Origin of the sequence: Streptomyces sp. WZ.A104 (assembly GCF_002382885.1) — a bacterium.
In the GTDB taxonomy this organism is placed as follows: domain Bacteria; phylum Actinomycetota; class Actinomycetes; order Streptomycetales; family Streptomycetaceae; genus Streptomyces.
This window is the reverse complement of sequence record NZ_NWVL01000023.1, coordinates 46945-72986: the sequence shown is the minus strand read 5'-3', so window position 1 is coordinate 72986 and position 26042 is coordinate 46945. Positions and strand designations below refer to the sequence as shown.

The 26042-nt window shown below is 73.6% G+C and carries 25 protein-coding genes; 15 read left to right on the top strand and 10 right to left on the bottom strand.

Annotation, left to right across the window (positions count from 1 at the left end; all coding sequences use genetic code 11):
- Positions 1 to 104: 104 nt before the first annotated feature.
- The 5 genes from CIB93_RS14995 to CIB93_RS14975 form a co-directional block, all read right to left on the bottom strand.
- Entirely contained in the window at positions 105 to 1223 is a 1119-nt protein-coding gene (locus CIB93_RS14995) for an acyl-CoA dehydrogenase family protein (RefSeq protein WP_096627312.1), read from the bottom strand.
- On the bottom strand, positions 1220 to 2410 hold the full coding sequence (locus CIB93_RS14990; protein WP_096627311.1) for an acyl-CoA dehydrogenase family protein: 1191 nt from the start codon (positions 2408 to 2410) through the stop codon (positions 1220 to 1222). The genes CIB93_RS14995 and CIB93_RS14990 overlap by 4 nt, the downstream gene beginning before the upstream one ends.
- Positions 2407 to 3372, bottom strand: coding sequence for an NADPH:quinone oxidoreductase family protein (locus CIB93_RS14985; RefSeq protein ID WP_096627310.1), 966 nt, complete (start codon positions 3370 to 3372; stop codon positions 2407 to 2409). Before CIB93_RS14985 ends, CIB93_RS14990 begins: the two co-directional genes overlap by 4 nt.
- A gap of 126 nt (positions 3373 to 3498) precedes the next feature.
- Complete coding sequence (locus CIB93_RS14980) at positions 3499 to 4104, bottom strand: helix-turn-helix domain-containing protein (protein ID WP_096627309.1); 606 nt, start codon at positions 4102 to 4104, stop codon at positions 3499 to 3501.
- Between the two features lie 60 nt (positions 4105 to 4164).
- A complete protein-coding gene (locus CIB93_RS14975) occupies positions 4165 to 4899 on the bottom strand; it encodes a PIG-L deacetylase family protein (RefSeq protein ID WP_096627308.1) in 735 nt (244 codons plus the stop codon).
- A gap of 192 nt (positions 4900 to 5091) precedes the next feature.
- On the opposite strand from CIB93_RS14975, the gene CIB93_RS14970 reads away from it, so the two are divergent.
- Positions 5092 to 5664, top strand: coding sequence for a rhodanese-like domain-containing protein (locus tag CIB93_RS14970; protein WP_096627307.1), 573 nt, complete (start codon positions 5092 to 5094; stop codon positions 5662 to 5664).
- Positions 5665 to 5711: 47 nt separating this feature from the next.
- On the opposite strand, the gene CIB93_RS14965 is transcribed toward CIB93_RS14970, so the two are convergent.
- Entirely contained in the window at positions 5712 to 7007 is a 1296-nt protein-coding gene (locus tag CIB93_RS14965; RefSeq protein WP_096627306.1) for an alpha/beta fold hydrolase, read from the bottom strand.
- 261 nt (positions 7008 to 7268) lie between these two features.
- Between CIB93_RS14965 and CIB93_RS14960 the strand changes: the two genes are divergently transcribed.
- Complete coding sequence (locus CIB93_RS14960) at positions 7269 to 8432, top strand: ABC transporter ATP-binding protein (protein WP_096627305.1); 1164 nt, start codon at positions 7269 to 7271, stop codon at positions 8430 to 8432.
- A gap of 119 nt (positions 8433 to 8551) precedes the next feature.
- Here CIB93_RS14960 and CIB93_RS14955 read toward each other — a convergent pair whose 3' ends face one another.
- The gene (locus CIB93_RS14955) at positions 8552 to 8857 is read right to left on the bottom strand and encodes a DUF2087 domain-containing protein (RefSeq protein WP_179500118.1); all 306 of its coding nucleotides are present in this window, start codon (positions 8855 to 8857) and stop codon (positions 8552 to 8554) included.
- 382 nt (positions 8858 to 9239) lie between these two features.
- Between CIB93_RS14955 and CIB93_RS14950 the strand changes: the two genes are divergently transcribed.
- Positions 9240 to 10154: a nitroreductase/quinone reductase family protein gene (locus CIB93_RS14950; RefSeq protein ID WP_096627304.1), complete on the top strand. Its 915-nt coding sequence runs from the start codon at positions 9240 to 9242 to the stop codon at positions 10152 to 10154.
- Between the two features lie 13 nt (positions 10155 to 10167).
- Here the strand turns inward: CIB93_RS14950 and CIB93_RS14945 are convergent, their stop codons facing one another.
- The 3 genes from CIB93_RS14945 to CIB93_RS14935 are packed head-to-tail and all read right to left on the bottom strand — an operon-like array spanning position 10168 to position 12498.
- Positions 10168 to 11124 (bottom strand): ABC transporter substrate-binding protein, encoded by a 957-nt coding sequence (locus CIB93_RS14945; RefSeq protein WP_096627303.1) that lies wholly within the window; start codon positions 11122 to 11124, stop codon positions 10168 to 10170.
- Entirely contained in the window at positions 11121 to 11792 is a 672-nt protein-coding gene (locus CIB93_RS14940; RefSeq protein ID WP_096627302.1) for an ABC transporter permease, read from the bottom strand. The genes CIB93_RS14945 and CIB93_RS14940 overlap by 4 nt, the downstream gene beginning before the upstream one ends.
- Positions 11793 to 11820: 28 nt before the next feature.
- Positions 11821 to 12498, bottom strand: coding sequence for an ABC transporter permease (locus CIB93_RS14935; protein ID WP_096627301.1), 678 nt, complete (start codon positions 12496 to 12498; stop codon positions 11821 to 11823).
- Between the two features lie 210 nt (positions 12499 to 12708).
- Here CIB93_RS14935 and CIB93_RS14930 point away from each other — a divergent pair, with 210 nt between their 5' ends.
- The 12 genes from CIB93_RS14930 to CIB93_RS14875 all read left to right on the top strand — a co-directional run bounded on the left by CIB93_RS14930 (position 12709) and on the right by CIB93_RS14875 (position 25942).
- Positions 12709 to 13074, top strand: a complete 366-nt coding sequence (locus CIB93_RS14930) for a VOC family protein (protein ID WP_096627300.1) — start codon at positions 12709 to 12711, stop codon at positions 13072 to 13074.
- Between the two features lie 221 nt (positions 13075 to 13295).
- Complete coding sequence (locus tag CIB93_RS14925; RefSeq protein WP_096627299.1) at positions 13296 to 14354, top strand: tetratricopeptide repeat protein; 1059 nt, start codon at positions 13296 to 13298, stop codon at positions 14352 to 14354.
- Positions 14351 to 15400 (top strand): polyprenyl synthetase family protein, encoded by a 1050-nt coding sequence (locus CIB93_RS14920; RefSeq protein WP_096627298.1) that lies wholly within the window; start codon positions 14351 to 14353, stop codon positions 15398 to 15400. Before CIB93_RS14925 ends, CIB93_RS14920 begins: the two co-directional genes overlap by 4 nt.
- A gap of 135 nt (positions 15401 to 15535) precedes the next feature.
- The gene (locus CIB93_RS14915) at positions 15536 to 16114 is read left to right on the top strand and encodes an isochorismatase family protein (protein ID WP_096627297.1); all 579 of its coding nucleotides are present in this window, start codon (positions 15536 to 15538) and stop codon (positions 16112 to 16114) included.
- A gap of 335 nt (positions 16115 to 16449) precedes the next feature.
- Complete coding sequence (locus CIB93_RS14910) at positions 16450 to 17625, top strand: glycosyltransferase (RefSeq protein WP_096627296.1); 1176 nt, start codon at positions 16450 to 16452, stop codon at positions 17623 to 17625.
- Entirely contained in the window at positions 17622 to 19097 is a 1476-nt protein-coding gene (locus tag CIB93_RS14905; protein WP_096627295.1) for a sugar transferase, read from the top strand. Before CIB93_RS14910 ends, CIB93_RS14905 begins: the two co-directional genes overlap by 4 nt.
- Before the next feature lie 2 nt (positions 19098 to 19099).
- Positions 19100 to 20479, top strand: a complete 1380-nt coding sequence (locus CIB93_RS14900) for an O-antigen ligase (protein ID WP_096627294.1) — start codon at positions 19100 to 19102, stop codon at positions 20477 to 20479.
- On the top strand, positions 20476 to 22191 hold the full coding sequence (murJ, locus tag CIB93_RS14895; RefSeq protein ID WP_096627293.1) for a murein biosynthesis integral membrane protein MurJ: 1716 nt from the start codon (positions 20476 to 20478) through the stop codon (positions 22189 to 22191). The genes CIB93_RS14900 and murJ overlap by 4 nt, the downstream gene beginning before the upstream one ends.
- The gene (locus CIB93_RS14890; RefSeq protein WP_096627292.1) at positions 22181 to 22993 is read left to right on the top strand and encodes a polysaccharide deacetylase family protein; all 813 of its coding nucleotides are present in this window, start codon (positions 22181 to 22183) and stop codon (positions 22991 to 22993) included. The genes murJ and CIB93_RS14890 overlap by 11 nt, the downstream gene beginning before the upstream one ends.
- Positions 22990 to 24126 (top strand): glycosyltransferase, encoded by a 1137-nt coding sequence (locus CIB93_RS14885; protein ID WP_096627291.1) that lies wholly within the window; start codon positions 22990 to 22992, stop codon positions 24124 to 24126. Before CIB93_RS14890 ends, CIB93_RS14885 begins: the two co-directional genes overlap by 4 nt.
- Positions 24123 to 24797: a lipopolysaccharide biosynthesis protein gene (locus CIB93_RS14880; RefSeq protein WP_096627290.1), complete on the top strand. Its 675-nt coding sequence runs from the start codon at positions 24123 to 24125 to the stop codon at positions 24795 to 24797. Before CIB93_RS14885 ends, CIB93_RS14880 begins: the two co-directional genes overlap by 4 nt.
- Complete coding sequence (locus CIB93_RS14875; RefSeq protein WP_096627289.1) at positions 24794 to 25942, top strand: GNAT family N-acetyltransferase; 1149 nt, start codon at positions 24794 to 24796, stop codon at positions 25940 to 25942. Before CIB93_RS14880 ends, CIB93_RS14875 begins: the two co-directional genes overlap by 4 nt.
- Positions 25943 to 26042 lie beyond the last annotated feature (100 nt).

Genomic DNA, 26042 nt, shown 5'->3' with positions numbered 1-26042 from the left:
TACGCAATTAAACAGCACGTAAAAGACCCCGGTACACCCCGCCTCAGCAGGTGGGACGGGGGTACCGGGGCCGGTGGTCCGGATGCGCGCGGCAGCCGTGAGGGCTACGGAGCCGGGAGTTCCGCCAGCTCCGCGACGGCCGCACGGTGGCTGCCCGCCGTGCCGTAGGCGATGGAGTCCGCCTTGGCGCGCTTGAGGTACAGGTGCGCCGGGTGCTCCCACGTCATCCCGATCCCGCCGTGCAGCTGTACGCACTCCTCGGCGGCGTGGACCGCGACGCCGGAGCAGTACGCCTGGGCCACGGCGACGGCGAGCGGGGCGTCCGGGCTGCCGGTGGCGAGGGCGTCGGCGGCGCCGCGGGCGGCGGCACGGGCCGAGACGACCTCCAGCCAGAGCCGGGCCATCCGGTGCTTGAGCGACTGGAACGAGCCCACAGGCCGGTTGAACTGGTGCCGTTCGCGGGTGTGCCGGACGGTCTCGGTCAGGCACCACTCGGCGATCCCGAGCTGTTCGGAGGCGAGCAGCCCGGCCCCGGCGAGCAGCCCGCGCCGTACGGCGGCGGCGCTCGCGTCCGCGTCTGCGAGCAGGGTCCCTGTCGCACCGGAGAGGGTGAGGGTGGCGAGCGGGCGGGTCAGGTCGAGCGGTACGAGGGGGGCGACCGCCACCCCGGGGGCCGTCGCCTCGACCGCGTACAGGCCTTCGGCGGTCGGCACCAGCAGGACGTCCGCCACGGCCGCGTCCGCGACGCCCCGGACCGTGCCGTCCAGCGAGGCCGTGGCCTTCTGGGAGCCTGCGGGCGCGGTCCCCAAGGGCACGGCGAGCACCGCCGTACGGGCGCCGGAGGCCAGTTCACCGACGAGAGCGGCGGCCGGTCCGTCGTCCCCGCCGAGTGCGAGCAGCGTCTCGGTGGCCACCACGGAGCTGGTCAGATAGGGGGCCGGGGCCACGCTGCGGCCCAGCTCCTCCAGGACCACGGCGGCCTCGCGGTGGGATGCTCCCTGGCCGCCGAGCTTCTCCGGCACGAGGAGTCCGGCGGCGCCGATGCCGGAGGCGAGTGCCTCCCAGAGCCGCGGGTCGTACGGCGTGTCGGACTCGGTCGCCGCGATCACCGTCGGCGCGTCGGCCCGGTCGGCGAGGAGGGCGCGTACGGCGGAGCGCAGGTCCTCCTCGTCCTGGGAGTAGAGGAGGTCGGGGGTGGCGGGCGGCTGGGCGGTCGCGGTCATCGGCTCAGGTCCTTCCAGGCGACGTCCTTGTCGTTGCGGGGTTCGGCGGGCAGGCCGAGGACGCGCTCGGCGACGATGTTCAGCAGGACCTCGCTGGTGCCGCCCTCGATGGAGTTCCCCTTGGACCGCAGATAGCGGTAGCCGGCGTCGCGTCCGGTGAAGTCGACCAGCTCCGGGCGGCGCATGGTCCAGTCGCCGTACAACAGGCCCTCGTCGCCGAGCAGTTCCACTTCCAGGCCGCTGATCTCCTGGTTGAGGCGGGCGAAGGCGAGCTTCATGCCCGAGCCCTCGGGTCCGGGCTGTCCGGCGACGAGCTGCTGCCGCAGCCGCTCCCCGGTGAGCCGGGCGACCTCGGCCTCCACCCAGAGGGTGAGCAGGCGTTGGTGGGTGTCATGGGTGCGCAGGTCGGGGCGTTCGCGCCAGGTCGCGGAGACCGGGCCGATCATGCCGCCCTCGCGCGGGATGCGGGAGCCGCCGATGGAGACGCGCTCGTTCATCAGGGTGGTCTGGGCGACCTTCCAGCCCTCGCCGACGGGTCCGAGCCGGTGGCTGTCCGGGATGCGTACGCCGGAGAGGAAGACCTCGTTGAACTCGGCCTCCCCGGTGATCTGGCGCAGCGGCCGGACCTCGACGCCGGGGTCGGTCATGTCGCAGAGGAAGTAGCTGATGCCCCGGTGCTTGGGCAGGCCGGGGTCGGTGCGGGCGATGAGGATGGCCCAGCGGGCGAGGTGGGCGCTGGACGTCCAGACCTTCTGCCCGTCGACGATCCAGTCATCGCCGTCGCGGACCGCCCGGGTGGCCAGCGCCGCGAGGTCGGACCCGGCGCCGGGCTCGCTGAAGAGCTGGCACCAGACCTCCTCCCCCACCCACAGGGGGCGCAGGAAGCGCTGCTTCTGCTCGTCGGTGCCGAAGCCGAGGATGGTCGGCGCGGCCATGCCGAGGCCGATGCCGATCCGGCGGGGGTCGTTGTCGGGCGCGTCGGCGGCGGCGAGTTCGGCGTCCACGACCTGCTGGAGGGAGCGGGGCGCGTCGAGCCCGCCGAGGCCGACCGGGTAGTGGACCCAGGCGAGGCCCGCGTCGAACCGGGCCTTCAGGAAGTCGGTGCGGTCGGTCGTTGCGGGCGGATGGGCGGCGAGCAGCTCGCGGGTGCGGCGGCGGACCTCGGAGGCGTCGGCGGCGGGGCTCATCGGGTGCCTCCGGGCAGGACGACGATGCGGCCGGTGCTGGTGCCGTCGGCGACGCGCTGGACGGCGTCGGCGGCCCCGGCCATGGCGACACGCTCGCTGATCAGGGGTTTGACGATGCCCTGGGCGGCCAGCTCGGTCAGCTCGTCATGGCAGGCGCGGACAGCGGCCGGGTCCTTGGTGTTGTAGAGGCCCCAGTGCAGCCCGACGATCGAGTAGTTCTTCACCAGGGCGTGGTTGAGGGCCGGGGCGGGGATCGCGCCGCTGGCGAACCCGACGACCAGGACGCGGCCCTCGAAGGCGACGCACTTGACGGACTTGGCGTACGCGTCGCCGCCGACCGGGTCGTAGACGACGTCCGCACCGCGCCCGCCGGTGGCTTCCTTCACCGCGCCGACGATGTCCTCGCTCCGCCGGTCGACGACCAGGTCGCAGCCGAGCTCGCGGGCGACGGCCGCCTTCTCCGGTCCGCCGACGACGCCGATGACGGTGGCGCCCGCCGCCTTGCCGAGCTGGACGGCGGCGCTGCCGACGCCGCCCGCCGCCGCGTGCACGAGCAGGGTCTCGCCGGGCTGGAGGTGCGCGCGGCGGTGCAGTCCGAACCAGCCGGTCTGGTAGCCGATGTGCAGAGCGGCCGCTTCGGCGTCGTCCAGGGCCTCGGGGGCGGGCAGCAGGGCCGCCTGGTCCGCGACGACGTGGTCGGCGAAGCCGCCGTACGGCAGGGCGGGGGTGGCGAGGACGCGCCGCCCGTCCTCGGTCGTGCCGCACACCTCGACGCCCGGGGTGAACGGCAGTGGCGGCCGCACCTGGTACTGGCCCCGGCAGAGCAGGGCGTCGGGGAAGTTGACGTTCGCGGCGCGGACCTCGACGAGCACCTGCCCCTCGCCGGGCGTGGGCCGGTCCGTCTCCTCCAGGCGCATCACCTCGCCCGGCTCACCGTTCCGGTGTACTCGCCATGCCTGCATGAGGGGCCTCCACAACACTGTCGGCATCGAACCGCTGCCGCTGTCGGCATTACCACTGCTCCGGCGCATACTAAGCGGTCGCTTGCCCGTCTGGGAACACCTTCACACCGCCGACGGCGGGACTCCTCAGCCCCGCTTCGGCTTCGGCTTCGCCCGCACGTGCATGCGCTCGCCCTGCGGGCCGAAGAGACTGAGAAACTCCACCGGCTTGCCCTCCGCCGGTCCGAACCAGTGCGGCAGTCGCGTGTCGAACTCGGCGGCCTCCCCCGGCTCCAGCACCAGATCGTGTTCGGCCAGCAGCAGCCGGAGCTTCCCGGACAGCACGAACAGCCACTCGTACCCCTCGTGCGTGCGCTGCTCCGGCGCCTCGCCGCTGCCGGGCTCCTGGATCATCTTGTACGCCTGAAGCCCGCCGGGACGGGCGGTCAGCGGCACCATCGTCCGGCCGTGCTGCACGATCGGCGTGGCCCGTACCCGGGGGTCGCCGACCGCGGGAGCGCCCACCAGGTCATCGAGCGGCACCTCGTGGGCGCGGGCGATGGGAAGCATCAGCTCAAGGCTGGGGCGGCGACCGCCGGACTCCAGCCGGGAGAGCGTGGAGACGGAGATTCCGGTGGCGTCCGAGAGCGCGGAGAGGGTGACTCCGCGATCCTTGCGCAGACGGCGCAGCCTGGGGCCGACGCCGGAGAGCACCGCTTCGAGTTCCGGATCGTCCCGGTCGTGTTCTTTCATATCGCAATTGCAGGATCGGCAAGCTGGTTTGTCAATCCGGGAACAGCGTTTCTGGCCCGCTCAGTGGGCGAAGACCTCGAAGGTGACCGCCGGCCGGCCGTCGAACCGCTCCGCGGCGCCCCCGACCATGCCTTCCAGGAAGGACCGGCAGTACCGCTCCGGGTCCTCCTGCGTCAGCGCCTCGATGTAGGCGCGGTGCTCCAGCAGCGACCGGACCGAGCGTTCGAAGCCCGCCGTGGCGTCGACCGCGTGGGTGGGCCGGTCGCTGCCCGCCACGGCCGTCCAGCGCACCCCGTTCCACGGCTGGAGGCCCTGCTCGGCCAGTTCCGGGAAGATCCAGCGGTTGCCCGCGTCCGCCACCGCGTCCAGCGTGGCGCGCCCGACCGCGCGGTGGTCCGGGGTGTTCCAGGCGACCCCGCCCCAGGTGTCCCGGTGGTTGAGGGTGACCACCAGCTCGGGGCGGTGGCGCCGGACGGCCGCGGCGATGTCGCGGCGCAGCCCGATGCCGTACTCGATCACTCCGTCGCGGTGGTCGAGGAACTCAACCGTCCGTACGCCGACGACGGCGGCACTGGCCCGCTGCTCCCGCTCCCGTACCGGAGCGCACTCCTCCGGCGGGAGGGTGTCGATCCCGGCCTCGCCTCGGCTGGCCAGGAGATAGACGACCTCGCGGCCGCCGTCGGTCCACTCCGCCACGGCGGCGGCAGCGCCGTACTCCAGGTCGTCGGGGTGCGCGACCACGGCCAGGGCGCGCTGCCAGTCGGCGGGCATGGGTTCGAGTCGATGCTGCGTCATACCGGCAGGCTACCCACGGGCCTCGGGGCCCGGAGTACGGCACCCGAAGTCCGGCCGGACTTCTCGGCAGGGCCCAGGGGGCGCACATCCCACGGCCCGGATACGGAACGCGGGACCGCCCCTCGGTGCCGGACTCACGTGTAGAGTCCCTGCCCTCTCGCGCAGCCCCGGTGAACGAAAGGAATCCCGCTCGTGACCAGCCCCGCATCTCTCTCCCCCGCCCAGGCCGCAGCCCGCTTGGAGGAGTTCACCGTCATCGACGTGCGGGCTCCCGGCGAGTACGCGGCGGGACATGTGCCCGGCGCCCTGAACATCCCGCTCGACAAGCTTCCCGACGCGCTGCCCGCCCTCAAGTCCGCCTCGGCGCGCGGTTCGCTGCTGGTGGTGTGCGCCTCCGGGGTCCGCTCCACGCGGGCCTGCGAGATCCTCGCGGGCGCGGACATCGAGGCCGCGACCCTGACCGGCGGCACCTCGGCCTGGCAGGGCGACGGCCGCGGCCTGGACCGCCCCGAGGGCGCGCGCACCACCTGGCCCATGGAGCGTCAGGTGCGGCTTGTCGCGGGCTCACTGGTGGTGGCCGGTCTCGCGGCGGGCGTCCGCTACCCGGCGGCGCGCTGGCTGTCCGCCGGCATCGGCACGGGCCTCGTCTACTCGGCGCTCAGCAACACCTGCGGGATGGCCTCGGTCCTCTCGAAGCTGCCGCACAACCGGGCCCCGCGCTCGGCCACCGACCTGGACGCCACCCTGGAGGCCCTCCAGCGCTGATCCGGGGGCAGCGCCGCGCGGGCCCCCGGACGGCTCCGGCCGTGCGGTCAGGCCTCACCCCGCACCAGCGCGAGCAGCCGGTCGAGCACCCGGGGGCCGCCCGCGCGCACCCCGTCGTGCTCGTACTCGTTGGTGACCCAGGTGCGCAGCCCGCGGATCGCCGCCGCCGTGCGCAGCGAGTCGGCGGTATCGACGTACATGTCGTCGTGGTAGACGGCCGCCGCGGCGGGGACCTCGTTGGCGGCGAGCCGCTCGGGGTCGTAGAGGACGGGCCAGTCCGTGCGCCGCGCGAGGAGTTCGGCGGTCTCGCGCAGCGGGCGCAGCGCGGGGTCGACGTCGAAGTGCCAGGGGTGGATGGTCTCGCCGGTGAGGAGGAGGGGCCCGTCGCCCTTCAGCGCGGCCGCCGCGTCGAACTGCGGGAACTCGCCCCGTACGCGTTCGGCGGACCAGGCCGTGGCGCGTTCGCCCTGCCCGTAGATGGCCTCGTGCAGCAGGGCGTACAGGGGGTGCCCGGCAAAGGACGTGGCGGTGCGCAGGGCCTCCTGGAAGGTGTCGGAGAGTTCCGTGCCGTGCGGGGTGCGGACGAAGGCGTTCTCCAGCAGGTAGTGGAGCTGGTGGCTGCCGCTGCCCGAGCCCAGCAGGATGCCGAGCGACTGGAAGCCCTCGGGCGTCAGCCGGTGTCCGGCGCTCTCCGGCCGGTGCTCGGCCAGGTGGGCGGCGATGGCGCGGGCACGCTCGACGTCCTGCGGGTAGCGGGCGTAGTGGGCGGCGACCTTGCGTTCGATACGGGGGTACGCGGCCCGGTAGACGTCGTCCGCGTGGGCGTCCAGCGAGGGCAGCCCACCGGTGATGAGCACCGCCGCGAGGCCCTCGGGCGCCGAGGAGAGATAGCGGACGGCGCAGAACCCGCCGAAGGACTGGCCGAGGACCGTCCAGGGGGCTCCGCCGGTGAGCCGGGGCCGGATCAGCTCGCAGTCGCGGACGATGGAGTCGGAGCGGAAGTGGGCGAGGTAGTCGGCCTGTTCGCGCGGGCCGCCGCGCAGCGGCAGGGTCTGCCGGTTGGCGGGGGTGGACAGTCCGGTGCCGCGCTGGTCGAGGAGGAGGACCCGGAACTCGCGCAGGGCGCGGCCGAGCCAGGCCTCCGTGCCGACGAACCGGCGCGCGCCGAAGCCGGGGCCGCCCTCCAGATAGACCAGCCAGGGCAGCTCGTCACCGGCCCGGGAGGCCGCCACCGCCTCCCTGCCGTAGACCTCGATCTGCTCGCCGCCGGGGTCGCTGTGGTCCAGGGGCACGGTGAAACGCCGGTCGGTGAGGACGACACCGGGCTGCCGGTAACTGCTCACGGGGAACTCCTGAATCCGGGGTGCGGGCTGATCCGGGCGAAGCGCCCAGTTCAGCACATGCCCACGGCCGGTCGGCGAAGGGGCCGTGCCCGTACGGAGGTGGGAGCCGGGGCCGTACGTGGGTGGGAGCCGAAGCCCGTACGGAAGTGGGAGCCTGGACCGTACGGCGAAGGCGGCGCGGGATCGTACGGCGGAGGCGGCCGTGCCCCGTACGGTCCCGGCCCGTGTGCGCGGCGGCCGGGGCGCTCCTAGCGTGCAGACATGATCCGGTTCGAGCAGGTCGGCAAGGTCTACCCGGACGGGACGACGGCGGTCGACGGGCTGTCCTTCGAGGTGGCCGAGGGTGAGCTGGTGACGCTGGTGGGGCCGTCCGGCTGCGGCAAGACCACCACGATGATGATGGTGAACCGGCTGATCGAGCCGACCTCGGGCCGCATCCTGGTGGACGGCGAGGACATCGCCGGGACCGATCCGGTCAAGCTGCGTCGCCGCATCGGCTATGTGATCCAGCAAGTCGGCCTCTTCCCGCACCGGACCGTCCTGGACAACACCGCGACCGTCCCGGCACTGGTCGGCTGGAAGCGCGCACGGGCCCGGGAGCGGGCGGCGGAGCTGCTGGACCTGGTGGGCCTGGACCCGGCGACGTACGGCTCGCGCTATCCGGCGCAGCTCTCCGGCGGCCAGCGGCAGCGGGTCGGCGTGGCACGGGCGCTCGCCGCCGATCCGCCGGTGCTGCTGATGGACGAACCCTTCGGAGCGGTGGACCCGGTGGTGCGGGAGCGGCTGCAGAACGAGTTCCTGAGCCTCCAGCAGCGGGTGCGCAAGACGGTGCTCATGGTGACGCACGACATCGAGGAAGCGGTGCGGATGGGCGACCGGATCGCGGTGTACGGGGAGGGGCGCATCGAGCAGTTCGACACCCCGGCCGCCGTGCTCGGCACTCCGGCGACCCCGTACGTCGCCCGGTTCGTCGGCTCCGACCGGGGTCTGAAGCGGCTGTCGGTCACCGCGATCGAGCCGGAGGACCTGGAGGAGCCGCCCGTGGCCCGGCTGGAGGAGCCCGCCGGCGACGCGGCTGCCCGGCTGGTCGCGGCGGGGGCCCGGTGGGCGGTGGTCCTCGGCGGCTCGGGCGAGCTGCACGGCTGGGTCGCCACGGACGTGCTGCGGGCGGCCGGGGAACGGGCGACGGTGGGCACCCTGGCCCGCCGGATGGACGCGTGGGTGCCGGTCGGGGCCCCGTTGAAGCAGGCGTTCAGCGAGATGCTCCAGCACGACGCGGGGTGGGTGGCGGTGCTGGACGGGGCACGGTTCCTCGGGGTGCTCACCCCGGCCAAGCTGCACGAAGCGCTGCGCCGCTCGGTGGACGCGGACGCGCAGGGCGTGGGGCGCGAGGAGGTGGACTTCGACTCGGTGGCGGACGCGTAAGGGCTGTCCCGTCATCATCGAAGTAGGGGGCGGGCCGGCGACGGACTGGCGCCCCCAGGTGGTGGTGCGCCAGCTCGCTTGTCCGGCAGACGACTTCTCAGGATCAGGGAGGGGAACGGTCAGCGGCCTCGCCGGTAGCTGCTGCCGTCCCGGGGGCGGACCAGCAGTCCCGCGACGACCAGATAGCGGCGCAGCGCGGAGCAGTCCTCGTGGACGGTGAGCAGCGCCTCGTTCACCTCGCGTTCGGTGTACGAGCGCTCCCGCTCGAACAGCGTGTCGGCGAGGTGCACGAGCAACTGCTCCCGCCGGGCCTCCTTGCGCGGGATCGCGACCAGGCGGCCGTGCGAGAAGAGCGCCTCCACGCGGTGCGTACGAGGGCTCGGCGACGGCGACAGCGGCTGAAGGGTTTCCTGTTCAGCAGGCATGACAGGTGTGGCAGGCATGGTCGGAAGAGTCGCAGGCTTCCGCAGTACGGGCAACGCCATTTCCGCGTTGCCCGTACCGGCGTCGCCCGTCCTCGCGTTGCCCTTCTTGGCCATCGCGTTGACAGACGTGCACGGCCCGGGTTGTGATGGGACACGTGCAGCGTGACGTCGGCCAAAGAGATCTGGGCCGGCCGGCAGTCAAGCCAGCACCTTCTTCCAGGGACACCGCCATGAGCACACTCATCGCCCCCTGCCGCTGAGCCACCTGCCCTGAGCAGTTCGCTCCGGGCGCGTACACGCCGACGCGCCCCCGTGTGATGCACCCCGTTCCGTCTGCCGGGCCCTCGTGCGCCCGCGTCCTTCCAGGAGACCCAGAACCTCCATGCCCCCTGCCTTCCAGCAGTCCGTCATCGACGAGTTCCGCGCCAACGCCGGGAAGGTCGGCGGCCCCTTCGAGGGCTCCGACCTCCTCCTGCTCACCACCGCCGGCGCCCGCTCCGGCACCCCGCACACCACGCCGATCGGATACGTACGCGACGGCCGCCGACTGCTCGTCGTCGCCTCCAACCTCGGCGCACCGCGCCACCCCGACTGGTACCGCAACCTCCTCGCCCGCCCGTCCGTCCGGGTGGAGTGGGGCGCAGAGGAGTTCGAGACCGTCGCCGTGCCCGCCGAAGGGGCCCTGCGCGACGAGCTGTTCGCCCGGGTGGTGGCCGAAGCGCCCGGGTACGCGGAGTACCAGGAGGCGACCGACCGGGTGCTGCCGGTCGTGGTCCTGGAACTCCCCGATCCCGAGGCGACGGCCCCCGCGGTCACCTCCCTCGCTGACAAGCTCGTGGAGGTGCACACCTGGCTGCGCGCCCAACTGCTCCACGTCCACACCGAGACGGAGGCACACTTCGCCTCACGGGCCGCCCACCGGGACGCCGGGGAACCGCCCGCGCCGCCTCTCGGGCTCCAGATCCGGCAGCGCTGCCTGGCGTTCTGCCAGGCTCTGGACTTCCATCACACGGCCGAGGACGGCCATATGTTCCCCGCGATGGAGGGGTACCACCCGCACCTGCGGGAGGTCTTCGACCGGCTGCGGGAGGAGCACCGCCGGATCGCGTCCGTCCAGACGGCCCTCTCCGCGCTGCTGGCCGACGTCGCCATCGCGGAGCCGGACCGCTTCCGTGCCGAACTGACCCGGATGACCGAGGAGCTGACCGCCCACCTCGACTACGAGGAGGAGCAGATCCTGCCGTTGCTGGCCGAGGTGCCCTGGCCTCCGGCGGCTCCCGCCGCGACCGCTTCCTGAGTTCCGGGGCCGCTCAGCCCTTCGGGAGGAGTTCCTTCGACTCCAGGTAGGTGCGCGCGACGTCCTCGGGCAGCCTGCGCCAGCTGTCGACCTGCTCATTCAGCGACGCCAGGTCGGCGGTGGTCAGTACGGTGTTGAGCCGGTCGAGGGCATCGCGCACCCCGGTGCTCCCGGCGCGGGCACGGTTGACGACGGGCACCACGTAGTCCGCGTTCTGGAGGTTCTTGTCGTCCTCCAGCAGGACCAGGCCGAACTGGTCGAGCGTGGCGTCGGTCGTGGTGGTCAGCACCATCTGGTCCTGACCGTTCTGGACCGCCTGCTTCGCCTGGGTGGTGCCGACGCCCTTCGGATCGACGGCGACGATGTCGATGCCGTACGTCTTGCGCAGCCCGGGGGCGCAGTAGGGCCGCTGCACGCATTCGTCGCCCGCCGCCAGCCGCACGGGCAGCCGCGCGGCGCCCAGGTCGCTGAGGGTCTTCAGGCCGTGCTTCCTCGCGTACGCGGCGGTGACGGCGAAGGCGTTCTGGTCGACGGCCAGGCCCGGGTCGAGGACGGTCAGCCCGCGCGGGGCGGCGAGGGCGCGCAGCGCCTTCATGGTGGCGGCCAGGTCGGGCGATCCCACGGGGGTCGCGTCGGCGCCGTTGGCCTTGGCGTTCAACCAGTCGGCGAAGGTCGCCGCGTACTCCGCGACGACGTCGATCTGGCCGTTCTCCAGGGCGGGTTCGTAGATCTCCCGGTTGGTGACGGAGATGATGTCGGCGGAGTATCCGGCGTGCTCCAGGAGCAGGGCGTACATCTGGGCGAGCAGGTCGCTCTCGGTGAATCCGGCCGATCCGACGGTGAGTTCCCTGCTGTCGCCGGGCGGTGCGGCGACCTCGCCCTGGTTCTCCAGGCTGGGGCCCGTGGTGCAGGCGGTCGCGGTGAGGAGCGCCAGCGCGGCCAGGGCCCGGCGGGCGCGGGCGGGCCTCACGCGGCCTCCCGTCCGCGCCGCGGCACGAGGCGCTGCCCGGCCTCGAAGAGGCTCTCGACGAGGAGGGCGAAGACGGCCACCAGGATCGCCCCGGCCACCACCTGCGGGGTGGAGGCGAGGTTGAAGCCCGCGGTGATGATCCGGCCCAGTCCCCCGCCGCCCGCCAGTGCGGCGAGGGTGGCGGTGGCGACCAGCTGCACGGCGGCGATCCGTACGCCGGTGAGGACCAGCGGGAGGGCGAGAGGCAGTTCCACGCCCAGCAGCGTCTGGCGGCCGGTCATGCCCATTCCCCGGGCCGCCCGTACGACATCGCGGTCGACCTCGCGCATCCCGACGTAGGCGTTGGTGAGGAGCGGCGGCACGGCGAACAGCACCAGCGCGATGATCGTCGGCCACTGGCCGTACGTGCCGATGGGCGTGAGCAGCAGCAGGACCAGTACGGCGAAGGTGGGGACGGCCCGGCCGATGTTGGAGAGGTTGACGGCGAGTGCGCCGCCCCTGCCGAGGTGTCCGAGGACGAGGGCGACGGGCAGGGCGATCAGACAGCTGATGAGCAGGCAGACGCCGGTCAGGAAGAGGTGTTCGCCGAGCCGGTGCCAGACACCGTCCGGGCCGGACCAGTGGGTGGCCGTGGTGAGCCAGGACCAGGTGTCGGCAAGCGTGTTCATCCCGGCCTCCGTGCCGCGGGTCGCGTCCTCATGCCCGCCTCCGGGTCCAGGGCGTCAGCAGCCGTCCGGCTCCCAGGAGCAGCAGGTCGGCGGCGACGGCGATGATGACGCACAGTACGGACGCGGTGAGCACCTGGGCCTTGAAGTACGTGTTCATGCCGGAGTAGATGAGGTTGCCGAGTCCGCCGTGGCCGACGATCGCGCCGACGGTGACCAAGGAGACCGCGGAGACGGTGGCGATGCGCAGCCCGGCCACCGCCGCGGGCAGCGCGAGCGGGAGCTCCACGGCGAGCAGCAGGCGCAGCGGCCCGTAGCCCATGCCGCGCGCGGCCTGCCGGGTCTCCTCGGGGACGGCCCGGAGTCCGGCCAGGATGTTGCGGACGAGCAGCGTCAGGGAGTAGAGGACGAGACCCGCGACGACGAGTGCGGCGGAGAGCCCGTACACCGGCAGGAGCAGCGAGAACATCGCCAGCGACGGGATGGTGTAGAGGATCGTCGTCAGTCCGAGCACCGGCCCGGCCGCCCAGCGCCACCGGCGGGCCGCCAGCGCGAGGGGAACGGCGAGCACCAGGGCGATGGCCACCGCGGCGGCCGTCAGCTGGAGGTGCTGGATCACCGCGTCCACCAGGATCTCGCGGCGGGTGGAGAGATAGGCGCCGCAGATCCACTCGTTGCGGGCGAGGCAGTCGTCCGGGGGCGCCGTCATCCGTTCATTCGAGCGTGTCCGTGGCGCCGTCGCAGGTCGGGGGCGGCCGTTCGGGGTGCGCGGGCGGGGCGGACAACCCCACGAGGCTCAGGGCGTGCACCATCGGCTGCGGCGGACGGGGAGGGGCGGCCGGGGGCGGGCGCCCGGCGGCCGACGTACGGTGGAGTGGCGGCGTGAGTACGGGCCCCGGACGAACGGCAGGTACCCGCGATGGCCGGTGAGATCTCCTTCTTCGAGCTCGGCGTGGAGGACCCGGAGCGGGCGTGCGCCTTCTACGGCGAACTGTTCGGCTGGACCTTCGAGCCGGGCCCCTCGGACGGCGGCGGCTTCGCGATCACGACCCCCGGGACTCCGGGCGGGGTGCACGGCGGTGACCGAGGAGCCGGACCGTACGTCTTCTTCTGGGTCGACGACCTGGGTGCCGCCGTGGCGAAGGTCCGCGAGCTCGGCGGCACGGTGGACGACGCGTCCCCGGGTGACGACGAGGAGTCGGCCGCCCGGTTCGGACGCTTCCGGCTCTGCCGTGACGACCAGGGATCGCCGTTCGGCCTGCACGAGCCGCCGACAGCCGTCTGACGCGGGACCGCCGAGCGAAAGCGGAACGACCTGGGCCGGGCGAGCAACCCTCCCCGTCCCGCTGCCGTCTTGATCCACGACAGGACGGTTCGCCGCAGGTGTTCAGCGGCGTCCACCCCCACATGTTCCGGGCTCGGACGACCGGCTGACTATACGCTCCCTGTATACGCAGGGCGTATAGTCGCCCCGGGTACGGGCCCGGCACCGCGCGGAAGGCACCCATGCAGACCAAGGCACTGGCGCCCGAGTACCAGGGCGCTCTCACCAAGATGTCGGTGAACGCCTCCCTCACCGACGTACTGGCCGAGGGCCTACATCATCTGAAGCAGGCCGAGCTCTCCGGATCGCAGGAGGAAGTGGCGCGTTCCGGTCTCGCCGTGGCCGAGGCACACCGCAGGCTGGGGCAGGTGGCAGAGGCGGACCGGGCCTGGAAGGCCAGCTACCGGGCCGCGCGGGCGGCCGGGAACACCGGGGCGATGGCCTGGGCGCTGTGGAGCGGCGGCACGCTGGCGCGCCAGCGAGGGGCGCTGCGCCTGGCGTTCCGGCTGCTGGGGCTCGCCGCGGAGCTGGGGAAGCGGGGCGGCGACGTGGTCGCCCGGGGCTACTCCCTGGCCGGTCTCGCGGAGACCGGCCGTATCCAGGGCGACTACGCGACGGTCGCGACGCTGCACGAACAGCTGCTGGCCGAGGCACGCGCCCGGGGCGAGGCGCGGCACACGGTGTGGGCCCTGGAGGGAATAGCGCAGATCCACCGCAACACCGGCTCCCTGGACACCGCGCTGGAGATGTTCGAGGAGGCGGCCGCCCTGGCGGGCGACGCGGACGACCGGCGCGGCCGGGCCTGGGCACTGCGCGGCATCGCTGACATCGTTTCCCTCCGGGACGGCGCGACCGGGCGCGCACTCGATCTGCTCTCCGAGGCCGAAGCCGCCTGCCGCGCGATGAACCTCTCCAGCGCGCTGGCGTACAACCACAAGATGCGGGCCAACGTGCTGTTCCGGGCCGGGCGTTACGAGGAGGCCCGCGCGGTCTACGAGCAGGCGCTCGGCGAGTTCCGGGCGATGGACGAGCTCCGCGGCGAGGCACTGGCATCGCTCGGCCTGGTCAAGGCGCGGGCCATGCTCGGCCGGGACCGCGCGGCCACGGCGGCCGAGCTGGACGGGCTGCGTGTCCGGCTGGACCGGATCGGTCTGCTGAACGCCCGCGAGATGGTCGAGAAGGCGTACGCCGAACTGGGCGTGGAACCGGCCCTGGTGGACGAGGGGAACGGCCGACGATGACGCCCTCCACGACCCGCCGGACGAGCGCACCACGCGTACTGGACCGGTGCCGCGAGCTCGTCCGCCCGGCGCTGGTGGAGTCGGTGCGCCGACTGCATCCCTGGCATGCGGAGACGGCGGCCTTCTCGCTGGGCTGGAGCGGGGTCGGCGGTGACCCGGTGTCCGGCTCGCAGGGCAAGGGCGTGCGCCAGGCCCTCGCGGTGCTCGGCGCGGAGGCCGCCGGGGGCTCCGGGGCGGACGCGGTGCCCGGCGCGGTCGCCGTCGAGCTGATCCACACCTTCTCCCTGATCCACGACGACATCATGGACGGCGACGAGACACGCCGCCGCCGCCCGGCCCTGTGGAAGGCGTACGGCACCGGCCCGGCGGTCCTCGCGGGGGACGCCCTGTTCGCGCTGGCCGTCTCGACGCTCGCGGAGTCTCCCGGGCCCGGCGGTCCGGCGGCGGTGCGGCAACTGGCGGGCACTCTGGGCGAACTGGTGCACGGTCAGGCGCAGGACCTGTTGTTCGAGTCCCGGCCGTGGACCGGTCCCGACGCCGTCCTGCCACAGGAGTACCGGGCGATGGCCACGCACAAGACGGGTTCCCTCCTCGGCTGCGCGGCCGCCGTGGGCGCAGTGCTCGCGGGCGCCCCGCCGAGCACGACCGAGGCGCTGGACCGGGCGGGGCGCCATCTGGGGGTGGCGTTCCAGGCGGTGGACGACCTGCTCGGTATCTGGGGTGATCCGCAGGTCACGGGCAAGCCGGTGCACAGCGATCTGCGGCGGCTCAAGAAGACGTACCCGGTTCTGGCGGCCCTCGCGGCCGACCACCCGGCGGCCCGGAGCCTGGAGGCCCTCCTCACCTCCGCCGATCCCCTCGACGGCCCGGCGGCCCGCCGGGCGGCCGAACTGATCGACGCCGCCGGGGGGCGCCGCGCCACGGCGGCCGAGGCCCAGGAGCACCTGACCGCCGCCCACGACTGCCTGGACCGGGTGGAGCTCGCCGAGGAGGCGCGCGGAGACCTGCTCACGCTGATCCCGTATCTCCTCGACCGCACCGGCTGACCCGGGCCGTCCACCGGCGCAAACCGGTGGACGGCCCCCGGTCGTCGCCTGGGAGGATGGGCGGGCCAGGTCGTGTCCGGACAGCCCTTGGGGCTGTCCGTCCGCGTACGCCCCGACGGAAGTCCCTCCCCCGATATGACCGCTCTCCCCGCTCCCGTGCAGGCGCTGCTCGTCATCGACGTCCAGTCGGCGTTCGTCACCGGGAAGAACGCCGTGCCCGACGCGCCCCGGCTGCTGGACCGGGTGACGGATCTGGTCGCCGGGGCCCGGGAGGCCGGGGCGCTCGTGGTGCACCTCCAGAACGACGGACCGGCCGGGGCGCCGGACGAGCCGCACACCCCGGGGTGGGAGCTGCACCTTCCGGTCCGCCCGGGCCCTGCCGAGAGCGTGATCCGCAAGGAGGAGGACGACGGCTTCGAGGGGACCTCGCTGGAGGACGAGCTGACCGCGGCGGGGGTCCGGGCGGTCGCCGTCTGCGGGATGCTGTCGGAGATGTGCGTGCTGGCCACCGCACGCCGTGCCCTGGAGCTGGACTTCCGGGTCGTCCTGCCGCACGACGCCCATGCCACGTACGACATTCCTGCCGCGCCGGGCATCAGTGAGCCGGTCCCGGCGGCGATGGCGTCGCGGGTCGCGGAGTGGGCGCTCGGCGACGAGGTGGAGATCGTCGCCCGTGCCGAGGACGTCATATTCACGAACACGGGAACGGCGTAACACGAGAACGGCGTAATCGCCCCACCTAGATGGTGCCGCCATCCGGTGCGGCGAACGGCGGAGTGCGGCACGCCGGAAAGGGGAGGAGAGACCGCCCGCTAATCCGCGCGCGAAGCCCTCTCAATTCCGTGCGGCCGCACTCCGTAAGCCCTTTCGCCGCCTGACGGCAAAGCTTTCGCGCCCCTGCGGGATTCCGTCGCGCGACCACCCGGACGGTCCTGCCGTCCGGGTACTCCCCATGTGGTCGTATGAGCGAGTCACGCGCACCATTTCGCCACATCTCTGCCAAAGTGCACTTCGGCTTTACTCACCGGATTGAACGAAGAGAGCCGTGCGTGCTGCAGATGTGTCGTACTGAAGAAAGACAATTGACGGTCCTTCATTTGGTTCAGCCCGTCGACGGTGGAGTGGCCAGGGTCGTCACCGATCTCGTGCGGGCCCAGGCCGGGTCCGGGCTGCGTCCCGTGGTGGCCTGTCCGCCGGGGAGTCCGCTGGCCGTCGGGGCGGCGGCGGCCGGTGCGGAGGTGCACGGCTGGGCGGCCACCCGGGCGCCGGGGCCCCGGCTGGCCGGTGAGGTCGCGGCCGCGCGGCGGATCATCCGCGTCAGCCGCCCGCACGTGGTGCACGCGCACAGCGCCAAGGCCGGTCTCGCGGGGCGGATCGCCGTACGCGGCCGGGTACCCACGGTGTTCCAGCCACACGCCTGGTCGTTCGAGGCGGTCGGCGGCCGCACCGCCGGACTCGCCCTCGGCTGGGAGCGGTTCGGGGCCCGCTGGGCCGATCACATCCTCTGTGTCAGCGAGTCCGAGCGCCGCACCGGCCAGGAGGCGGGCATCGCGGCCCGCTGGTCGGTGATCCACAACGGCATCGACCTCGACCGCTTCCGCCCGGGCGGCGAGTCCGACCGCACGGCGGCCCGCGCCTCCCTGCCCCTGCTGAAGGGGATCGCCCCGGACGCCCCGCTCGTCGTCTGCGTCGGCCGACTCACCCGGCAGAAGGGGCAGGACGTCCTGCTCGGGGCCTGGCGGCGGCTGCGGGTGGCCGGGGCACGGCTGGTGCTGGTGGGCGACGGGCCCGACCGGGAGGAGCTGGAGCGATCGGCGCCGCCCGGTGTGCTGTTCACCGGAGCCAGCGAGGACGTACGGCCGTGGATCCACGCGGCGGACGTCCTTGTGCTGCCCTCACGCTGGGAAGGCATGGCGCTGGCTCCCCTGGAGGCCATGGCCTGCGGCCGCGCCGTGGTGCTGACCGATGTGAACGGGGCGCGGGAGAGCCTGCCGCCGGGTCACGAGGAGCACTGTCTCGTGCCGCCGGAGGACCCCGCGGCGCTCGCCTCGGCGCTGACCTCGCTGCTCACCGACCCGGAGCTGCGCGAGGCGGTGTCCCGCGGGGCGCTGAGCCATACCCGGGCGGCCTTCGACGTACGACGCACCGCGGGGGCTGTTGCCGGTCTCTACCAGGAACTTGTCGGCATGTCCGGACCCACCACGAGGAAGCGCACCGAGCGATGACGATGGAGAGTGCACCGGTTCCCGGCACCGCACAGGCGACAGCCGTGCAGGCTCACACAGTTCATCCGCCGCGAAGAAGCGACGGAAGGATCCGGGCGCGGCGCGGCGAGCGCCGTGGCGTCCGCCGCGGCCGGGTCGTACAGCTCCTGTGCGTCGACGCCCTCGCGCCCGTCGTGACGTTCGCGCTGGTCGTCCCGGCGTCGTGGCCCTGGGCGGTGGTGGCCGTCCAGGCGCTGGCGCAGGTGTTGTTCTTCGCCCGTCGCGGGCTGTACCGCAGGTGCCTGTCCCCCTCGGTGCTGTCCGAACTGCCCGCGCTCCTCGGCCTCGCCCTGCTCCAGTGGTACGTGACGATGGAGGTGCTGGACGTCTTGGCCCCGCAGCACGCGATCGGGTGGGCGGTGCTCGCGTACGGGGCCGGGGCGCAGACCGCGCTGACCTGTGCGGGACGTGCGTTGGTCCACCGGGCGCGGCAGCGGGCGGCCGCCCGGCGTCCCCGGTCCACGCTGGTCGTGGGGAGCGGCCCCCTGGCCCGTCAGGTGACGTCGGCCCTGTACCAGCACCCGGGGTACGGGCTGCGCCCGGTCGGTCTGGTCGGCGGCGGGGACGAGGAGCTTCCGGCGGACTCCGGTGCCCTGCCGCTGCCGGTCCTGGGCACCCCGCAGGAGGTGGGGCGGGCCGTGGTGCAGAACAGTGTGCGGCACGCGGTGTTCACCGCCCCGCCCGAGGCCACCCCGGACGGCGCCGCTCTCTTCGCCCTGCTCACCGGGCACGGCTGCCGGGTGTGGCTGGTCACCGACCCCGGCGCGGGGACCGTGCCCGCGCGGGGGACCGCCCGCCCCGACCATCTGTGGGGCTTCGGGGTGCGGCTCCTGGACGACGGGTCGCGCCGTCCGCTGGGCCACGGGGTGAAGCGGGCGACGGACGCCGTCCTGGCCGCGTTCGGTCTGCTGCTCGCGGCCCCGGTGATGGCGGCCTGTGCCCTGGCGGTGCGGCTCTCGGACGGGCCGGGCGTGATCTTCCGGCAGGAGCGCATCGGCCGGCACGGGCGCCCGTTCGTCCTGCTGAAGTTCCGTACGCTGCGGCCCGCGGACGCCCAGGAGTCGGCGACCCGGTGGAACGTGGCGTCCGACGGGCGGATGAGCCGCGTCGGCCGGGTGCTGCGCCGTACCTCGCTGGATGAGCTGCCGCAGCTGTGGAACGTCCTGCGCGGCGATATGAGCATGGTCGGTCCGCGCCCCGAACGCCCCTTCTTCGTCGCACAGTTCAGCCGCGCCCATCCGGGGTACCAGGCGCGTCACCGGATGCCCGTCGGCATCACGGGGCTGGCCCAGGTGAACGGGTTGCGCGGGGACACCTCGATCGAGGAGCGGGCCCGCTTCGACAACCGCTACATCGAGACCTGGTCGCTGTGGCAGGACGCGTGTGTGCTGGCCCGGACCGCGGGTTCCGTCTTCCGGCTCGGAGGCAGCTGACGATGGCCGCCACCCTGACTCCGCCCGCCCCGGCAGCGTCTGCCGGGCCCCGCACCGCTCCCCGTCCGTCGCCGGGCGGGTGGCGGAGCCGGTGGCCGCTGCTGCCGCTGATCGCGACGGTCCTGCTGCCCGCCCTGCCCTACGGGGTCTTCGGCGGGGGCGGCGGACCGGCGGTCGGCCCCGCCGACATCGCGTCCGGCATCGCGGTGCTGGTGTGTGTGGGGCGGCTGCTGTACCTGCGTCAGCGCCCGCTCGGCGCGGCGGCCGCGCTCGTCCTGGGCCTGCCCGCCGTGGGCTTCGCGGTGGCCACCGTCACGGCGGCGGACCCGGCGGCGGCCCTGCCGGGCCTCGTCCGCTATCTCCAGGTCTTCGTCCTGGTGCCCGTCGCCGTGTTCCTCCTGCTCAAGGACGCCCTCGGGTTCCGGATCGTCGCCGGTTCGCTGGTGGTGCTGGCGGTGGTCCAGGGCGTCACGGGCGTCCATCAGTACGTCACCGGGACCGGCGCCTCCTACATGGGTGAGGAGATCCGGGCGGTCGGCACCTTCGGGCCCAGCGACATCATGGGCATGGCCACGGTGGTCGCCTACGGGCTGCTCGCCGCGGCGGCCTGCGCGCTGCGCCCCCCGGGCTCCGCCCCGGCCTGGCTGCGGCCGTGCGCCGCCGTCGTGGCCGTCGCGCTGATCGTGCCCCTGACGCTCTCCTTCAGCCGGGGCGTGTGGATCGCCACGGCCGTCGCGGTCCTGGCCGCCCTGGCGCTGACCGGACGGCGCCAGGCGCTGACGTCGCTGGCCGTGCTGGGCGCGGCCGGGGTGGTGTTGGTCGGCGGTCTCGGCATCGGCTCGGAGATGATCGCGGAGCGGGCCGCGAGCGTTACTCAGGTGACCCGGGCCCCGGACCGGTCGGTCAGCGACCGGTACGCCATGTGGAGCGCGGCGGGCTCGATGTGGCGCGAGCAGCCCGCCACCGGGGTGGGTCTCAAGGGCTTCGCCGACCACCGCGACGCACACGCCTCGATCGGGCTCTCCTCGGGCAGCGACACGGCCGGGGCGGGCCAGGAGTTCCGCAGGCAGGCACTCCTGTCGCCGCACAACATGTACCTCCTCATCCTCTGCGAACAGGGCCTCATCGGTCTGACCGCCGTCCTCGGCAGCTGGGCGGCGATCCTGGTCGGAGCCGTACGCAGACTGGCACAGGCCCGGTCGCGCGGGCACGCGGCGCTGGACTGCGGTCTGGCGGCGGTCGCCCTGATGACCTGGCAGAGCGTCAACTTCCTGTACGCGGACATCGGCGGGCCCACCACCGTACTGAGCGGTGTGGTGCTGGGTCTCGCCGCCTGGTGGGCGCTGGGCGAGCCGGACCGGGACCGGGTGAGCACCGCATGAGCGAGTCCGGTACGGGCACGGAGGCCGAGCCGCGCACGGCGGGCGCGGCCGCCCCGACCCTGCTCCCGGCACCCGGGTCCGGCCCCGAAGGGCCCCTCGCGCCCGGCACGGAGGCGGAGCCGACGGGCGGTGAGGCGCCCCGGCTCGGGTCCTTCCTCGCCCGTGCGGCGGCGGCGACGGCGGTACTCACCGTGCTGGGGGCGGTCCTCGGTCTGGTGCGGGACCAGGCCATCGCCCGGTACTTCGGCGCGAGCGACGCCAGCGACGCGTTCCTGATCGCCTGGACCGTGCCCGAGATGGCGGCGACGCTGCTGATCGAGGACGGGATGGCGCTCCTGCTCGTCCCCGCGTTCAGCCTGGCCCTGACCCGGCGGGCGGCGGACGAGGGCAAGGGGGAGTCCGACCCCGTACGGGATCTGGTGGCGGCCACGCTCCCCCGGCTCTTCCTCCTGCTCTCCGGCGGCGCGGCCCTGCTCATCGCGGGCGCGCCGTGGGTCGTGGGCGTCCTGGCCCCTGGGCTCGCCGACCCCCGGCTCGCGGTCGACTGCACCCGGCTGACCGCGGTCACGGTGCTCACGTTCGGGATCACCGGCTACTTCAGCGCCGCCCTGCGCGCGCACCGCAGCTTCCTGCCGCCCGCCGGGGTCTACGTCGCGTACAACATCGGCATCATCGGCATGACGTTGGCCCTGCACGCGGTGTGGGGGGTGCGGGCGGCCGCGGCGGGTGTCGCGGTGGGCAGCGCGCTGATGATCCTGACCCAACTTCCCATGTTCCTGAGGCTGGTGCCCCTGGCCCGACCTCGGCTGCCACGGTTCCGCCGACGCAGACGGCGCGCCGCGCCCACCGCTCCCCTGCTGGGCTTCGCGGTGCTGGCACCGGTGGTGCTGTTCGTGGTGAGCCGTCAGTCCCAGGTGCTGGTCGAACGGTTCCTGGCCTCCACCCTGCCCGCCGGGGCGATCTCACATCTGAACTACGCGCAGAAGGTCGCGCAGATGCCGATGGTGCTGTCGCTGATGATCTGCACGGTGACCTTCCCGGTCGTCGCGCAGGCCATGGCGGCCGGGAACCGGGAGAAGGCCCGGCTGCGGGTCGAGCGGGATCTCGCGCTGGCCGGGATGGTGGTGCTGCTCGGCACGGCCGTGGTGCTCGGCTACGCCCCCCAGATCATCGAAGTGCTTTTTCAGCGTGGCGCGTTCGACGTCTCCGACACCGAAACCACCGCCCAGGTGATGCGGGTGTACGCGCTGGGCCTGCTGGGCCACTGCCTGGTCGGCGCGCTGAGCCGGCCGTTCTTCTCGTCCGGGCGGCCCACCTGGTTCCCGGCGTTCGCCATGGGCACCGGGCTGATCGTCACCATGGGGGCCGGGTACGCCCTGACGTACCGCTTCGGCGTCGACGGCATCGCGACGGCCAACGCGATCGGGATCAGCACGACGGCGCTGCTCCTGCTGATGGGGCTCGGCACCCGCGTGGTGCCGATCCGGACGCGGGCCGTGGCGTTCTCGCTCGGCCGGCTGGCCGGGGCCGCGCTGGCGGCCGGGGCCGCGGGCTGGGCAGCCGCACCGCTCGTCCCCGATCCGCTGCTGAGCCTGGCCGCGGGCTGCCTCCTCGTCCCCTCCGTGTTCTTCCTGACCGGGCTCGCCCTGCGCTCGCCCGACGTCGCTTCCCTGCTGGCACTCATCCGACGGAGGTTTCTTGATGGCCGCTGACCGCTCGGCGCGTTGCGCCGACGCTCCCTCGTCCCGGCTCCGCCCGCACACCCGCCGTCAGCCGTGGATCCTCACGTACCACTCGGTGACGGACCCGAGTGACGACCCGTACGGCATCACCGTCTCCCCCCGGCGCCTGGACGAGCAGCTGTCCTGGCTGCGCAGCAGAGGACTGACCGGGGTGGGGGTGGCGGAGCTGCTGCGCGCGGAGGCGGCGGTGCGGCGCGGGCTGGTCGGGCTGACCTTCGACGACGGATACGCGGATTTCCTCGGCGAGGCGCTGCCGGTGCTGCGCAGGCACGGCTGCCGGGCGACGGTCTTCGTCCTGCCGGGCCGGCCGGGCGGGGTGAACGAGTGGGACCCGCTGGGCCCGCGCAAGCCGCTGCTCACCCACGAGGACGTCCGGCGGGTCGCCGCCGCAGGCATGGAGGTCGGCTCGCACGGTCTCTACCACCAGGATCTCACCACGCTGACGGACCAGGAGCTGGGCCGCGAGACGCGCGACAGCCGGGCACTGATCGGGGATCTCACCGGCACGCTCCCGGAGGGGTTCTGCTACCCGTACGGCATCCTCGACCGGCGGGTCACGGCCGCCGCCCGCTCGGCGGGTTACGGCTACGCGTGCGCGCTGGCGCCCGGCCCGCTGCTGAGCCGGTTCGCCCTGCCCCGTACCCACATCAGCCAGGCGGACCGGGGCGTACGGCTGTGGGCGAAGGACCTGCGGCACGGGCTGCGGCACGGGGCGGTGCCCGGTACGGGGTCCCGGGCCGCCGCGCCCGAGCGGACGGGCGGCCGACGGTGAGGGCGCTGCACATCATCACCGGGCTCGGGGTCGGCGGCGCCGAGCAGCAGCTGCGGCTGCTGCTGCGTCATCTGCCGGTGGAGTGCGACGTCGTCACGCTCACCAACCCGGGCGCGGTCGCGGACGGGCTGCGGTCCGACGGCATCCGGGTGACCCATCTGGGGATGCGCGGCAACCGGGATCTCTCGGCGGTCGGCCGGCTCACCCGGCTGATCCGGGAGGGCCGCTACGACCTGGTCCACACGCACCTGTACCGGGCCTGTGTGTACGGGCGGATCGCGGCCCGGCTCGCGGGGACCCGGGCGACGGTGGCGACCGAACACTCCCTGGGGCGCGCCGAGATCGAGGGCCGCCCGCTCACCCGGTCCATCCGCTCCCTCTACCTGGCCACCGAACGCCTCGGCGCGGCCACCGTCGCCGTCTCCTCCACCGTGGCCGGTCGGCTGCGGGACTGGGGGGTGCCCGCCGACCGTATCCGGCTGGTGCCCAACGGCATCGACGCGGACCGGTTCCGCTTCGACGCAGGGCGGCGGGCGGCGGTGCGGGCGGCGCTGGATCTCCCGGGCGAGGCGTTCGTGGTCGGTGGCGTCGGCCGACTGGTGCCCGGCAAGCGCTTCGACGTACTGCTGCGGGCGGTCGCCGCCCTGCCCGAGGCCCGTCTGCTGCTGGCCGGGGACGGTCCGGAAGCCGGGGTGCTGCGGGCGCTGGCGGTCCGGCTCGGAGCGGCGGACCGGATCCGGTTCCTCGGGGAGTGCGACGAGGAGGGCGGCGGTCCGGTGCCCGGCGTTCCGGCGCTGCTGAGCGCGCTCGACGTCTTCGTCTCCACCTCCCGCGAGGAGTCGTTCGGGCTGGCCGCCGTGGAGGCGCTCGCGGCCGGTCTTCCGGTGCTGCACGACGCCTGCCCGGCCATCGACGACCTGCCCGCCGCCCACGCTCCGGGCGCCACCCGGATCGCCGGGAGCCCCGAGGAGCTGACGGCCCGGCTGCGGCAGCGGATACAGGACCGCGCCGACCGGATGCCGCCGCCCCGGGCCGTCGGCCACTACGACATCAGGCGCAGCAGCGAACGCCTGATGGATGTCTACGCGTACGCCCTCGACACCGCCCCACCGAACCGGAGAGCCTTTTCATGACCGAGTCACCCGAGCAGCAGCGCCACGCCGTCGTCCGTCGGCTGCGCACCGCCCTCACCCGGCTGCCCCAATGGTGGCCCCTGCCCGTCTGCGTCCTGCTCGGCACCGCGTCCGGGCTCTCGTACGGCGCGTTCGCCTCCCCGCAGTACGAGGCCACCAGTTACGCGATGGCGGTCGCCGAGGAGGAGACGGCTCCCGCGGCGGCGCTGGGCTACGCGCAGTCGTACGGGCGTCTGGTCACCAGCGACGCGACGCTCTCGTACGCGCAGGGCGCGGCCGGTGAGCCGCTGCGTGAACTGCGGTCCCACGTCCGGTCGGAGACCTCCCCCGACTCGCCGATGATCGCGGTGACCGGGACGTCCGAGGACCGGCGCAGGGCCGCCGACATCGCCAACGCGGTGATCGAGGCGGTCATCGTGAGCAGCGGTCATGTCTCCAAGGACACCGGGGTGAAGCTGATCAAGTTCACCCATGCGATGACGCCGGACCAGCCGGTGTCGCCGTCCGTTCCGCTGGGCACGGCCGTGGGGGCCGCCGCGGGCGGTCTGCTGGGCGGTCTGGTGCTGCTGGTGCGGCCGCGCCGGGCGGGCTGGAGCGTCTCGGCGCAGGTGCCCGCGCCGGCCGCCGCCGAGGGGGGCGTCGCCCAGGACGAACGGGAGCTGGTCCGATGACGGCGCACCGCACGGGCGGCATCGCCGTGACCCTGTGCCGGGACTTCCGGGAGTTCGGCGCGCTCGCCGGGGAGTGGGACGCCCTGCACCGGCGCTGCGCCACCGCCACGCCCTTCCAGAGCCACGCCTGGCTGCATTCGTGGTGGATCTCCTACGGTCAGGAGGGCCGGCTGCGGGTGCTGCTGGTCCGCCGGTCGGGGCGGCTGATCGGGGCGGCCCCGCTGATGCTGGTGCACCGTCCGATGCCGTTGCTGGTCCCGATGGGCGGGGCGATCTCCGACTTCTTCGACATCCTGCTGGACGAGGAGGAGGCCGGTTACGCGGTCGGGGCGTTGCAGCGCGGTCTGGACCGGGCGGCCCGCCACACCGTGGTGGACCTGCGGGAGGTCCGGCCGGACGCGTCGGCACAGCTGCTGTTCGGGCGGTGGCCGGGGGCCCGGAGCAGGCTCACGGACTCGACGTGCATGGAGCTTCCGGCCGAGCCGCTCGGCGATCTGGTGGCGCGGCTGAGCGGCTCGCGGGGCCAGCGGCTGCGTTCCAAGCTGCGCAAGGTCGACGCCCTGGGCGTCGAGGCGCACCGGGTCCCGCAGGACGGGGTGCCCGCGGCGATCGGCACGCTGCTGCGGCTGCACGAGCGGCAGTGGGAGGGCCGGGGCGTCAACCCCGAGCACCTCAGGGCACGGTTCTCGGACCATCTGATCCGGTCGGTGGGGCGGATGGTGGGCGACGGCACGGCGGCCATGACCGAGTTCCGGCTCAAGGGCGAGGTGGTGGCGTCCAACCTGTCGTTGCAGTCGGGGCATCTGACGGGCGGCTATCTCTACGGGGCGGACCCGGCGCTGCGCGAGCGGAAGGTCGATGTGTCGACGATGCTGCTGCGCGAGGTGGCCCAGCAGGCCTCGGACAGCGGGCGCGAGGTGCTGAGCCTGCTGCGCGGCGCGGAGAGTTACAAGAACCACTGGCAGCCGGTGCCCGTGGTCAACCAGCGGCTGCTGCTGGCCCGTCCCGGGCTTGAGCCGCTGCTGCGGCTGCGCGAGTCGCAGGTGGCGGTGCGGGAGCGGGCGGTGGAGACGGTGAAGGCCCGGTTCCCGGCGGCGCGGGACTGGCACGAGCGGCTGACCGGGCTGCCGGTGATCGGACGCTGAGACGTGGCGCGCGGTCCGGACGGTGATGCCGGGGATATGCGTCGGAGATACCACGTATGAGCTGATCCGTTACCGTCCGGCGTTTTTCGCGTTGTCAGGG